General features: G+C 69.9%; 12 protein-coding genes, 1 tRNA gene and 1 other RNA gene. 5 read left to right on the top strand and 9 right to left on the bottom strand.

Going from position 1 to position 12,223, the window contains the following annotated elements; all coding sequences use genetic code 11:
* Nucleotides 1-2 precede the first annotated feature (2 nt).
* The 6 genes from VAB18032_RS28320 to VAB18032_RS28295 form a co-directional block, all read right to left on the bottom strand.
* Entirely contained in the window at nt 3-698 is a 696-nt protein-coding gene (locus tag VAB18032_RS28320) for an ABC transporter ATP-binding protein (RefSeq protein WP_013736373.1), read from the bottom strand.
* Nucleotides 685-1,479: an ABC transporter ATP-binding protein gene (locus VAB18032_RS28315; RefSeq protein ID WP_013736372.1), complete on the bottom strand. Its 795-nt coding sequence runs from the start codon at nt 1,477-1,479 to the stop codon at nt 685-687. The genes VAB18032_RS28320 and VAB18032_RS28315 overlap by 14 nt, the downstream gene beginning before the upstream one ends.
* Nucleotides 1,476-2,504 carry a branched-chain amino acid ABC transporter permease gene (locus VAB18032_RS28310; protein WP_013736371.1) on the bottom strand — a complete coding sequence of 343 codons (1,029 nt, stop codon included), beginning with the start codon at nt 2,502-2,504 and terminating at the stop codon, nt 1,476-1,478. Before VAB18032_RS28310 ends, VAB18032_RS28315 begins: the two co-directional genes overlap by 4 nt.
* Entirely contained in the window at nt 2,501-3,376 is an 876-nt protein-coding gene (locus tag VAB18032_RS28305; protein ID WP_013736370.1) for a branched-chain amino acid ABC transporter permease, read from the bottom strand. Before VAB18032_RS28305 ends, VAB18032_RS28310 begins: the two co-directional genes overlap by 4 nt.
* Before the next feature lie 66 nt (nt 3,377-3,442).
* Complete coding sequence (locus tag VAB18032_RS28300) at nt 3,443-4,669, bottom strand: ABC transporter substrate-binding protein (protein WP_013736369.1); 1,227 nt, start codon at nt 4,667-4,669, stop codon at nt 3,443-3,445.
* Entirely contained in the window at nt 4,660-5,175 is a 516-nt protein-coding gene (locus tag VAB18032_RS28295; protein ID WP_013736368.1) for a hypothetical protein, read from the bottom strand. The genes VAB18032_RS28300 and VAB18032_RS28295 overlap by 10 nt, the downstream gene beginning before the upstream one ends.
* 139 nt (nt 5,176-5,314) lie before the next feature.
* Between VAB18032_RS28295 and VAB18032_RS28290 the strand changes: the two genes are divergently transcribed.
* Nucleotides 5,315-5,905, top strand: a complete 591-nt coding sequence (locus VAB18032_RS28290) for a TetR/AcrR family transcriptional regulator (protein ID WP_013736367.1) — start codon at nt 5,315-5,317, stop codon at nt 5,903-5,905.
* A gap of 33 nt (nt 5,906-5,938) precedes the next feature.
* Here the strand turns inward: VAB18032_RS28290 and VAB18032_RS28285 are convergent, their stop codons facing one another.
* The 3 genes from VAB18032_RS28285 to VAB18032_RS28275 all read right to left on the bottom strand — a co-directional run bounded on the left by VAB18032_RS28285 (nt 5,939) and on the right by VAB18032_RS28275 (nt 7,407).
* Nucleotides 5,939-6,469: a thioredoxin domain-containing protein gene (locus VAB18032_RS28285; RefSeq protein ID WP_043722253.1), complete on the bottom strand. Its 531-nt coding sequence runs from the start codon at nt 6,467-6,469 to the stop codon at nt 5,939-5,941.
* Between the two features lie 39 nt (nt 6,470-6,508).
* Nucleotides 6,509-7,066, bottom strand: a complete 558-nt coding sequence (locus tag VAB18032_RS28280) for a hypothetical protein (RefSeq protein ID WP_013736365.1) — start codon at nt 7,064-7,066, stop codon at nt 6,509-6,511.
* Nucleotides 7,067-7,322: 256 nt separating this feature from the next.
* Nucleotides 7,323-7,407, bottom strand: a tRNA-Ser gene (locus VAB18032_RS28275).
* An 81-nt stretch (nt 7,408-7,488) separates the two neighbouring features.
* Between VAB18032_RS28275 and ffs the strand changes: the two genes are divergently transcribed.
* The 4 genes from ffs to recR all read left to right on the top strand — a co-directional run bounded on the left by ffs (nt 7,489) and on the right by recR (nt 11,895).
* Nucleotides 7,489-7,578: signal recognition particle sRNA small type (gene ffs / locus VAB18032_RS31000), an RNA gene on the top strand.
* Between the two features lie 268 nt (nt 7,579-7,846).
* Nucleotides 7,847-10,747 (top strand): DNA polymerase III subunit gamma and tau, encoded by a 2,901-nt coding sequence (locus VAB18032_RS28270; protein ID WP_013736364.1) that lies wholly within the window; start codon nt 7,847-7,849, stop codon nt 10,745-10,747.
* A 237-nt stretch (nt 10,748-10,984) separates the two neighbouring features.
* Nucleotides 10,985-11,293, top strand: a complete 309-nt coding sequence (locus tag VAB18032_RS28265) for a YbaB/EbfC family nucleoid-associated protein (protein ID WP_013736363.1) — start codon at nt 10,985-10,987, stop codon at nt 11,291-11,293.
* A gap of 8 nt (nt 11,294-11,301) precedes the next feature.
* A complete protein-coding gene (gene recR, locus VAB18032_RS28260; protein ID WP_013736362.1) occupies nt 11,302-11,895 on the top strand; it encodes a recombination mediator RecR in 594 nt (197 codons plus the stop codon).
* Nucleotides 11,896-12,223: the final 328 nt, after the last annotated feature.

Genomic DNA, 12,223 nt, shown 5'->3' with positions numbered 1-12,223 from the left:
TGTCAGTGATGGACGCCGAACGCGTCGGCGACGAGTTGGTCGACCTGGGCGGAGTCGGCGGTGTCGATGACCCGGTCGACGGTGCCGACGCGGAGCAGGACGAGTTCGTCGGCGACGCTCGCGGCCCGCGCGACGCTCTGCTCGACGAGCAGCACCCCCATGCCGCGCGAGCACAACTCGGCGATGTAGCGGTAGATCTCATCGATGACGACCGGTGCCAGGCCCAGTCCCGGCTCGTCCAGCAGCAGGTACTTCGGGTCGCGCAGCAGCGCCCGACCCAGCGCCACCATCTGCTGCTGTCCGCCGGAGAGCAGCGACACCTTCTGGTGGGTACGCCCCTGCAGCGCCGGGAACAGGTCCAGCACCTCGTCGATGCGGGCCCGCTGCGCGCGGTTCGCCCCGACCGTCAGGTTCTCCAGGACGGACAGCTGGGACAGCAGGCCACGACCCTCGTGGACGACCGAGATGTGGTGGTCGTTGACCCGCCGGTGCGTCGGCTTCGCCGAGATGTCCACGTCGTCGACGCGTACCGATCCCTCGGTGCGGACCGCGCCGAGGATGGCCCGCAGCGTGGTGGTCTTGCCGGCACCGTTGGTGCCGACCAGGGCGACGGTCTTGCCCGGCGGTACGCGCAGGTTCACCCCGAACAGGGCCTGGGTCGAGCCGTACCAGCCCTTGACCGACTCAAGCGTCAGCACTTGCGGCCCTCCCGAAGTACGCGAGCTGCACCTGCCGGTCACCGAACACCTCGGCCGGGGTGCCGTCGCGCAGGAAGGCACCGGAGTCGAGGGCGATGACGTACGAGCAGAGGCTCTTGACCAGGTCCACGTCGTGCTCGACGACGACCATGGTCGACGGATGGTTCTCATGGACCCGGGTGAGTACGGCTGCCAACTCCTGCCGCCCCTCCTGGTCGAGACCGGCGGCCGGCTCGTCCAGCAGGATCACCGACGGTGCGGAGACCAGGACCCGGGCCACCTCCACCAGGCGGCGGCTGGCGAACGGCAGTTCGTCCACCCGGCGGTGCGCCTGCCGGGCCAGGCCCAGCAGGTCGAGCACCTCGGTCGCCGCCGCCAGGTCCCGGTTGCGGGCACGCCACTGGGACGGCAACGCGAGGAACTGGGCGAGCGCGTTCGGCTGCGGCAGCCGTTCGGTCCCGACCAGCACGTTTGTCAGCACCGACTCGCGTTCCATCAGCCGAACCGTCTGGAAGCCGCGCACCACGCCGGCGAGGGCGCGGCGGCGGGTGCCGAGCGCGGTGATGTTGCGGTGGCCGATGTGCACGGAGCCCTCGGCGATCGGGGTGAAGCCACTTATCGCGTTGAGCAGTGTCGTCTTGCCGGCGCCGTTGGGGCCGATCAGGCCGCTGATCCCGCCCGCCGGCAGGCTGACGGTGACGTCACGCAGTGCCTGGAAGGCGCCGTACCGGACGGTCAGCCCTTCGGTCCGTACGTGCGGCGCGTCGGTGGTCGTGTTCATTTGGATTCCTCCTCGTCCCCACGTACGCCTCTGATCCGACGCCACACGTTGCGTCCGAGCCCGACGATGCCGTCGGGCACCACCAACGCCACGATCGCCAGCAGGGCGCCACCCACGATCGGGTAGAGGTTCGGCTGGCCGGCCAGGGTGAACACCTCGGGCATCAGCACCACGTACGAGGCGCCCAGCCAGGCCCCCAGCACGGTGCCCGCGCCGCCGATCACCACGGCGACGAAGAGGTACACCGAGGCGAACAGGTCGAAGTCGGGCGGTGCGATGAATCCGGTGATGCCGGCGTAGAGCCAGCCGGCGACGCCCGCGTACACGGCGCTGATCAGGAACGCGGTGATCTTCGTGCGGGCCACCGCCACGCCTACCGACTCCGCGGCGAGTTCGCTGTCGCGTACGGCCAGCATCCGGCGGCCGAGCTGGGTCCGGCCGAGGTGCACGGCGAACGCGGTGGCGATGGCCGCGGGAACCAGCGCGATCAGGTAGGCGTGCAGCGGTTCGCTGGAGTCCAGCCGCCCGAACTGGAACGGGTCGACCGAGGCCCCCTGGGTGCCGCCGGTGAGGTCGGTGGTGTTCCGGATGGCCCAGGCCAGCAGCTCACCGAAGGCGAGCGTCACCAGTGCCAGCCGCATGCCGGACAACCGCAGCGTGGGTACGGAGACGACGAGCGCGGCGACCAGCGCCACGCCGATCACCGCGGCGAGCTGCATGGCGGGCCCGTAGCCGTGGGTCGCCATGACGTAGGTGGTGTAGGCCCCCACGCCCATGAAGGAGGCGTGCGCCAACGACATTTGCCCGGTCCGCCCGTACAGGATGTCCAGGCCCAGGGTGGCCACCGCGAACGCGAGGACCTGCGCCGCCATGAACACCCAGTAGTCGTCGAAGAGCAGCGGCGGAACCGCGGCGATCACGGCGAAGACGGCCACCCGGGTCAGCAGGCGGGGTACGCCCCGACCTTTGCCCACCGTCGGGTTCTTCCCGTCGCGGCGTGGCCGCGTCATGGTGGTGCCGGTCATGCTCGCACCTCGTTCCGCTCGTTGACGAACCGCTTCGGCACCAGCGCCAGGACGACGATGATCAGGAGGAAGACCGCCGGCGTGCCGGCGCTCGCGCCGAGCAGGTACACCGCCAGTGACTCGTAGACCCCGAGCGCCACGGCGACCACCAGCGGCAGCCAGAACCGGTCGAGGCCGCCGATCATCCCGGCGATGAACGCCTTGATCAGGAACGGCGTCATGTAGAACGCATCGACCGACAGCCGGCTGGCGACCAGGATGGCGACGACCGCCGCGATCAGACCGGCCACCGCCCAGGTGGCGGTCCGCAGCGCGCGGACGTTCACGCCGGCCGCCTGTGCGATGCCGGCGTCCTCGGCGCTGGCCCGCAGCGACGTGCCCAGGCTGGTCCGGTTGAGTAGCAGGTACGCCGCCAGAACGGTCACTACGGTCAGGCCGATGACGATGCCGTCACTCATGCTGACCACCACCCCGGCGACCTCGGTGCGGGTGTCCGCGCCGAGCGAGACGAAGGTGTGCGCGTTGGCGTCGATCAGCTGCTGCATGACGGCCGTGATGAGCAGGAAGATGCCGAGGGTGACGACCAGGTCCAGGCCCGGCCGACCCGCCGGGATCCGGCGAATGGCGGCGAAGTCGATCGCGCTGTTCACGATCACGGCGATCAGCACACCGATCACCAGCGCCACCGGCACGGGCAGGCCCTGCTCGGAGTAGAAGAACCATGCGCTGAAGGCGGCGATCATGCCGACCTGCCCGTACGCGAAGTTCATGCTCTTGCTGACCTGGAAGACGATCAGCACGCCCAGCAGGAAGAGTGCGTAGAGGCTGCCGGTGGTGACACCACCGAGAAGGATCTGACCGAGGTCACCCACGTGGACTCCTGGTCTCGTACTGGTCCGGGGGTGGGTCGGGTTGCGCCGGACCCACCCCCGGAGGGGTCACTTCTGCAGGGACTTGGTCTCTTCGAGGACGACGAGCTTGTCGCCCTTGATCTGGCCGATGCCGACCGCGTCGACGCCGGCGCGGTCGCCCTTGCCCCAGGTGACCGGGGGCAGAATGCCGGTCTCGAAGTTCTCGAAGGTCTCGAGCGCCTCGACCACGCAGCCACGGTTGAGACCCTCGGCCCGCTTCAACGCCTCGGCGGTCAGCTGCGCCTGCACCCAGCCGAGCTGGTTGAACTTGCTCGGCGCCTTGCCGGTCTGCGCGGTGAAGTCCGCGACGAACTGCTTGACCAGCGGGTTCTCGCTGTCCAGCGACGAGGTCTCCAGCGCGACAAGCATGTCCTGCGAGAGCGCGCCGAACTCCTTGATGTAGGAGTCGTCGCTCATGCCGGCCCAGGCACCGGTCTTCGGGGTGTACCCGATGCGGGACATCGCCTGGAGCAGGCCGCCGGTGTCGGCGTTGGTCAGGATGAGGAACACGTACTCGGCGTCGAACTGCTTGAGCTGGGTGGCGATCGGGGTGAAGTCGGTGGTGCCCGGCGTCTCGGGGACGTAGAGCAGTTCGATGCCCTTGCCCTCCAGCGCCTTCTCCATGCCCAGCTTCGCGTTGTCGCCGACGTTGCCGGCCACACCGACGAGCGCCATCTTCTTCGGCGTCTCCTGGTCGAGCACGTAGTCGGTCAGGATCTCGAATTCCTGGATGTAGTCGACAGTCGCCATGAAGACGTGCTGGTTCTTGTCGCCGCCGAGCTCGTCGCTCGGCGCGTACGGGGCGATGGCCGGTACCTTCTTGCGGTCGAGGTACGGCACGGCGCCGAGGAAGTTGGGGGTGCCCTCACCGCCGGAGACGACGAGGATCTCCTCCTTCTCGACCAGCTGACGCATCTGCTTCTGCGCGGTCGACGGGTCGTACGCGTCGTCGAGGATGATCGGCTTGATCTTCCGACCCTGCACGCCACCCTCGGCGTTCAGCTTGGCGTAGTACGCCTCCTGCCCTTCCTTGGTGCCGAGGCCGCCCGCGGCACCGGAGCCGGACAGTGGCATGGTGGTGCCCACCAGGATCTCACTGTCCGTGACACCCGGACCGATCTCCTTGGTGTCGCAACCGTTTGCCGACGAGCCCGCCGACGAGTTGGAGTCGCCGGTCGCGTTACCGCACCCGGCGGCGAACAGCATGCAGGTGCTCGCCAACGTGGCGACGACCAGCCGTCCTTTCAACCGCATGTCTTCTCCCTAGTTGTGCAATCTGTTGGTGCGAACACCTCGGCCGGGTGAGCGTCATCGGTGATCTTGGATAGGACCCGGGTGGCGACGGCCAGGGCCACGTCCACGGCGGATCGGATACTGTGCGTCGCGACGCCTGTGGAGTCGGCGGTGAGCAGTTGGTACTCTCCGGCGACTGCGGCGAACCGCAGGGTTCCTCCGGGCACCGCGATCGGCGCCCATGGGCGGACCTCGTGGTCGAGTGCGCGGGTCCAGTGCAGGCCTACGGAGAAGCCCGACTCGACGGGAAGGATGCCCACGTGCAGATCCCAGAAGGATCGGCTGGCGAAGCCCAGGGCACTCCATTCCCAGCTCGCCTCGACGGCACGGAGCGCCGCGGCGGCGGGGGAAGTGTCCTCAGCCAGTTCCGGGCCCCAGGCGACGTGGATCTCGGGGCGTCCGGCGAGGGCCGTCCGCAGCCCGTCATGGACCGCGAGCAGGCCATCAGCTGCTGCACTATCCGGCATGTGTCACCTCCCCAGCGACCCCTACCGACCAGTCGGTACGTTGAGGAGGACCGTACCGGACCGACCGGTCGGTCCGGTAGCTTGAAATCGAAACGTAACCCGCTCGCATTCGGCCGGGGTTATTGAAAGGGACGATCTGATGCGAACGAGGAGCGAAGACACGCGGGCCCGCATCCTCACCGCCAGCGCAGACCTGTTTGCGCGGCAGGGGTATCACGGGACGGGTCTGGCGGAGCTACTCGACGCGGTCGGCCTGCAAAAGGGCGGCTTCTACCACCACATCGCCAGCAAGGAAGAGCTGCTGCTGGAGATCATGCTCGACCCGATCGACCGCATCCTCGTCAGCAGCGACCAGATCCTGGCCACCGACGGTGACGCCACCACCAAGCTGCGGCAACTCGGTACCGACCTGGGCAACGCGATGGCCGCCGACCTCGCCGCCTGGACGGTGTTCCTCCGCGAGTACAGCGTCCTCGGCGCGGACGGCAAGGCGCAGATCCTCCAGCGCCGCCAGCAGTACCTCGACCGGTGGCGGCAGGTCCTCCAGGAGGGCGCGACCGCCGGCGAGTTCCGGCCACTGGACCTCGCGTTCGTGGAGGGCATCCTGGGCCTGTTCATCTACACGTTCGTCTGGGCCCGTGCGTCGACCCCGCCCGAGGAACTGACCCGTTCGATCATGCAGGTGCTGATGCCCGGGATCTGCCTGCACCCGGTCCCGCAACCCCGCTGAGCAGGCCGGCATTCGGGCGCTGGTCTCGCCGGGTCAGCAGGGGCCGTGGCCCTCGACGAAGAGGCGATGTGCCCAGCTGGCGTAGCCGGCGATGATCTTCTGGACCGCCTGACCGTCGTGCAGGAAGAGGTAGGCGCGGTCGCCGTCGCGAGCAAGTAGACCGTCGAGACGGTACGTCCCCTGTGGAGCGTTCAGCTCGCGTACCGTCGGGTATGCGGCCCGGACCTCGGCGATCGGTGCGCCGGCCGCGATCCCCTCGGGGGTGCGGACCGGGTCGCCGGCCCAGAGCAGCACCAGCCGATCGTCGATGAAGATCGGACTGACCATCGCGTGACCGGCAAGCGTCGGTCCGCAGGCGTCGACGTCGGTCCGAAGTATCCCGCGTCGGGTCAGCTCGGCCTCGGTGTCGCCGAAGTCCACATCGGCCAGTCCGTCGAGATCGACAACGGTGACCGACGCGACGGGTTCGGGCATGGCGATGCCCTCCGGTGGCATGGGTCCGCTGCCCGATGCCGAGGCAGCCAGAAGCAGTGCGGCGATGAAGCCGAATTGTCGCAATTTCATCAGAATCCCCCAGTCACCAACGTGACGGGGACGCAGAGGTTATTGCCGGGCTTCCCATTCCTCGGCCAACTCGTCCCAGTAGTCGGCGCTCAGCCCGCGTCGCCCGTGCGCGAGCCACCCTTCGGTGCTCCGCTCGACGTGCAACCCCAGCTCGGCGAAGGGATCGATCCAGTTGCCGGGCTCCGCGCCCAACTCAATCAGCGCGGCGTTGATCGGCCACTGCGGGCGCGGCCCGTCGAACGCCGAGTCGAACCGCGGCCCCCAGGCCGGCGCGCCGTCCAACCAGACGGCCGCCGCCTGGTGCCCGACGCCACCGGCGAACTCCGCCTCGACGTACGCCACCGGCCCCCGCCGCGACCAGCGGGTCAGCGTTTCGGTAAGCGCGGGGGAGAGGGCCAGGGCGAAGGGCTGCTCCGGCCCGGGCTCGCCGGTCGCGTAGTCCAGAGCGGCGCCGGTCAACTCCTCCACCAGCTGTGGGGTCACCGGCAGCAGCGCGAAGTCCTGCCGCAACTCGCCGAGCACGGCATGATCCAGGTCGCGGGTCTCCTCGCGCAGCAGCTCGGCGTCCGCGACAATCGCGCTGAGCTGGTAACTCATCCCGCGTCCACAGCCTGTGGATAGAACATGTGTACGACGCCGGTCTGGGGCGGGTTCGCCCGCGCACGTGCTCCCACCCGGCCAGTATCACCGCTCGGTCGCCGCGGCGTGGGCACGCGCCGTTTCGGCGATATGGCGGTGACAGTGCCGCCCGGATACCGCCACTTCACCGATACGGAGTTGATCAGCCCCGTACCGACGACTCAGGGCCGGTCCCTGTGAGGGCCGGCCCTGTCGTTCGAGCAGCTCGTGCGAGCGGAGGATACGAGATTCGAACTCGTGAGGGTGTTAACCCAACACGCTTTCCAAGCGTGCGCCCTAGGCCTCTAGGCGAATCCTCCGCGAGCCAGGATACAGGTCTCCGAGACGTTGCCCACCCCACCACCCCCTGAAGATCGACGACGGGTCGGGTAGGCTGGTGCTACCTCCCGTGCGGCGGTACCTCGTGAACCTCCCCAGGGCCGGAAGGCAGCAAGGATAAGCGAGCTCTGCCGGGTGCACGGGGGGCCTTTCTGTCTCCGGCCTGGCTGCGCCGCGCTCCCGTCGCGGCTGCCGGGGCTTCCGGGCAACTGGATGGCACGACGTGCCGCAACCCGAGATCACGCAGTCGGCGGAGTGCTGCCCGACCCAGGTGCAGCGCTCGGCGCAGATGTTAAGAAGGGGCCCTTCCTCTACCGGAGGCGTTAATAAGGTGCCCTTCCTTACATCCCGTCAGCGGGGTGGGTGGTCAGTCGGGCGCGGGCGGCGGAGAATGGCGCGGTCGAGAGGAGGCGGGACGCCGTGGCATTGGCGCTCTACCGCAAGTACCGGCCGCGTACCTTCGCCGAGGTCATCGGGCAGGAGCACGTCACCGAGCCGTTGTCGCAGGCACTGCGTAGCGGGCGGCTCAACCATGCGTACCTCTTCTCCGGGCCGCGTGGGTGTGGCAAGACCTCCAGCGCCCGGATCCTGGCCCGCTCCCTCAACTGTGAGCACGGTCCCACCCCGGAGCCGTGCGGGGTCTGCGCGTCGTGCCGCTCGCTGGGCAGCGACGGGGCCGGCTCGATCGACGTCATCGAGATCGACGCGGCCAGCCACGGTGGCGTGGACGATGCCCGTGAGCTGCGGGAGAAGGCCTTCTTCGCGCCGGCCAGCAGCCGCTTCAAGATATACGTCATCGACGAGGCGCACATGGTCTCGTCGGCTGGCTTCAACGCCCTGCTCAAGCTGGTCGAGGAGCCTCCGGAGTACGTCAAGTTCATTTTCGCCACCACCGAGCCGGAGAAGGTCCTCGGCACGATCAAGTCGCGGACCCACCACTACCCGTTCCGGCTGATCCCGCCGAAGGTGCTGCGGCCCTACCTGGAGCAGCTCTGCCAGGCCGAGGGCGTCGAGGTCGAGCCGGCGGTGTTCCCGCTGGTCGTGCGGGCCGGTGGCGGCAGCGCCCGGGACAGTCTCTCCGTACTCGACCAGCTCATCGCCGGTGCCGGCCCGGACGGCGTCACCTACGCCCGGGCCGCCGCGCTGCTCGGTGTCACCGACGCGGCACTGATCGACGAGATGTGCGACGCCCTGGCCGCCGGGGACGGCGCCGCCGCGTACGCCACGGTTGACCGGGTCGCCGAGGCCGGGCACGACCCGCGCCGGTTCGCCTCGGATCTGCTGGAACGGCTGCGTGACCTGATCGTGCTCCAGCAGGTGCCGGACGCCGCCGCCAAGGGCCTGATCGACGGCCCGGCCGACCAGATCGAGCGGATGACCGCCCAGGCCCAGCGCCTCGGCCCCGCCACGCTGTCCCGCTGCGCCGACATCGTGCACAACGGCCTGGTCGACATGCGCGGCACTACCGCGCCCCGGCTGCTGCTGGAGCTGATCTGTGCCCGGATGCTGCTGCCCGCCGCGGACGACTCCACCGGCGGCCTGCTCCAGCGCCTCGAACGCATGGAGCGCCGGCTCACCCTCGCCGGCACCGACGCCCTGCCGGCCGCCGCCGACTCCGCGCCGACCACCACCCCGGCGGTACGCCCCCAGCCGCCCGCCCCGCCCGCGGCTGGCGCCGCGTCTGCGGCTCGGACCGCCGGTGAACCGGCGGCTCCCGGTACCCCTTCCGGGGTGGCCGCCGCCCGTGCCGCCGCCGCGAATGCCGGCACTCGCGCGCAGGCCGCCGGTGGCCCGGGTACCCGTGGCTCGGCGGCAAGCGACGCGGATGCCCATCAGCCGTCCGCCGGTGCTCCGGCAGCCGACGACGGAAGCGACCACGGTGTGAACCGGGAGGCGACGAGAGCGCCGAACCCGAACGGTGCCGGTCCGGGACCGACCGGCGGGCATGCCGGTGACACGGCCTCGTCCGGTGTTCCGGCCGATGCGCCACCGTCGCGTCGTCCAGTGCCGCCCTCGGCGGTCATGCCAGACCCCGTCACACCCGAACCGCCTCGACCCGGCGCGGTACAGCCCGGTGTGCTCGACGCCGCCGCGGTGCGCCGGATCTGGCCCGAAGTGGTCGGCAAGGTGGGCCGTAAGAGCAAGAAGGTCGCCGCCTGGGCCCGCGAGGCCACGGTGCGTGAGGTCGACGGCCAGACGCTGGTGCTGACCTTCCGCTATCCCTTCCACGCCCAGGCCCTCTCCAACGAACCCGAGTTGCTGATCGAGGCGCTCTACGAGGAGTTGGGTGGCCGCTGGCAGATCCGGTGCGAGGTGGCCGGCGAGCGTGGTGGCGGCGCGCCGGTCGGTCCGCGTGCCGCGTCGGCTCCACCCCGTCCGGCACCCGCCCCAGCCGACAGCAGGGCGGGGACCGGACCGTCCGCCGGCTCGTCCAGCGCGGAGCATGGCGCGCCAGGCCGACCCGGTGGAGGCACCGGACCAGCCACCGGTTCCGCAAGCGCGGCCGGGGCTGCGGGTCCGGCCGACGTTGCTTACTCGGCCCGGGCTGCGGGCTCGCCCGGAGCTACGAACTCGGTCGGCGCTGCGGGCTTGCCCGGGGCCACGACTTCGGCCGGTGCCGCCAGTTCTGCCGGGGCTAGGAACTCGGCTGGTGCTACCAGCTCGGCCGGTGCCGGAAGCTCAGCCGGGGTGGCGAGTTCGGTCGGGGTGGCGGAGGCGGTCGACGACGAGGGTTGGCCGGAGCCGGCCCGGCCCGGCGGCTCTGCTCCCGTCGTCTCGGCGGCGACCGATGTGGTCGACGAGTGGCCCGAGCCGGCGCGTCCGGGGGGCGGAGGTGACCAGACGGCTCCGTCGGCCCGTGGCGCGTCCGCCGGCACGACCGCAACCGCCCGTGCCGCGACCGAAACCGTCTCGCCCAGCGGCGCGTCAACCAGCGGCAACACCAAGGCGACCCCGGCGAGCAGCACCAGGGCCGTTCCGCCGGGCAGCACCAGGGCCGCCCCGGCGAGCAGTGCGATCGCCGCGGCCCGTGCGGCGGCGGCCGGGCGAGGTGCGCGTACCGATCAGGCGACCCGGCAGACCGCGGACGCCGAATTCGCCGGTGAGCCGCCGTACGATCCGGATTTCGACGGCCCGATCCGCAGCACCGGTGCTCAGCCTGCCCCCACCGCCGCCTACGAAGGCTTCGATCCGGGCGACGAGCCGCTGGACGAGATCATCGACGAGAAGACCGCCCGCGAGTCGAGCGAGGAACAGGCGCTCCGCCTCCTCCGCGAAGCCTTCGCCACCACCGAGAAAATCAGCGAACCAGACGCCCGCTAACCCCCCCCGTCCCCCCGTCCCCCGTCCCCCTACACCGTCGATCTTGCACTTTCTGCCGGGGTAAAGGCCGCATTCTGGGCAATTCGGCGACCGGAAGTGCAAGATCGACGCGGGCGGGGCGCGGGGCGGGAAGGGGGTGCATGGGGGCGGGGTGGGGTCGGTGGGGGCGGTTAGGGTGGGCGTGGTTACGTAAGCCGAGTCAAGGGAGCCGTCGTGCGGCCTGGTGGACAGCCGAACATGCAGCAGATGCTGAAGCAGGCGCAGAAGATGCAGCAGCAGATCGCCAAGGCGCAGGCCGAGTTGGCCGAGGCCGAGGTCACCGGCACCGCCGGTGGTGGTCTGGTCACCGCGACGGTCTCCGGGGCGGGCGAGATCAAGAGCATCAAGATCGATCCGAAGGCGGTCGACCCGGAGGACGTGGAGACCCTGGAGGACCTGGTCGTCGCGGCGTTGCACAACGCCAGCGAGGCGGCTCGCCAGTTGACCGAGCAGAAGATGGGCCCGGTGGCGGGCGGGATGGGCGGCCTCGGCCTGCCCGGGTTCTGAGCCCGCAGATGTACGAGGGTGCCATCCAGGATCTGATCGACGAGTTGGGTCGGCTGCCGGGCGTCGGTCCGAAGAGCGCCCAGCGGATCGCCTTCTACGTGCTGTCCGCGGATCCGGCCGACGTCAATCGGCTGGCGGGCGCGTTACGCAAGGTCAAGGAGTTGGTGCGGTTCTGCACCAACTGCTACAACGTCGCCGAGTCCGACCAGTGCCGGATTTGCCGCGACCCGCGTCGCAGCGACGAGGTGATCTGCGTGGTCGAGGAGCCGAAGGACGTCGTGGCGATCGAGCGGACCGGTGAGTTCCGCGGGCGCTACCACGTGCTCGGTGGGGCGATCAATCCGCTGGAGGGCATCGGTCCGGACAATCTGCGCATCCGGGAGTTGATGACCCGGCTCGGCGGTGGTGCGGTCCGTGAGTTGATCCTGGCCACCGATCCGAACACCGAGGGCGAGGCGACCGCCACCTACCTCGCGTTGATGGTCAAGCCGATGGGGATCTCGGTGACCCGGCTGGCCAGTGGGCTGCCGGTCGGCGGTGACCTGGAGTACGCCGACGAGATCACGCTGGGCCGAGCCTTCGAGGGCCGGCGGGCCGTCTAGCGCCGCCGCCGGGCGGGTCGCTGGGCGGGCCGACGGGCGGGTGTGTTCGAGCCGTGCCCGCGCTGGCGGGTACGGCTCGCGCGGGCCCGTGAACGTATGACACTGTCGTGATCGGACGTTCGATCGATGTAACAGAATGATATCGATTGGCGTGGGATAATTGGGCTGTTTGTCCGATAGTCCGACAGGGGTTGTTACAGCGGTCGGTCACTAAGGACACGATCCGGTACCAAGAGCTTCCCGTGCCGTTTCCGGCCAGTCCGAACGGGAGCTAAGGTCACCGCCAGCGGTGACCCTGTCACCACGTTGTCCGTACCCCCTAGGACGA

The sequence above is a fragment of the Micromonospora maris AB-18-032 genome (assembly GCF_000204155.1).
In the GTDB taxonomy this organism is placed as follows: Bacteria; Actinomycetota; Actinomycetes; order Mycobacteriales; family Micromonosporaceae; genus Micromonospora; species Micromonospora gifhornensis.
This window is presented reverse-complemented; position numbering and strand designations above follow the sequence as displayed.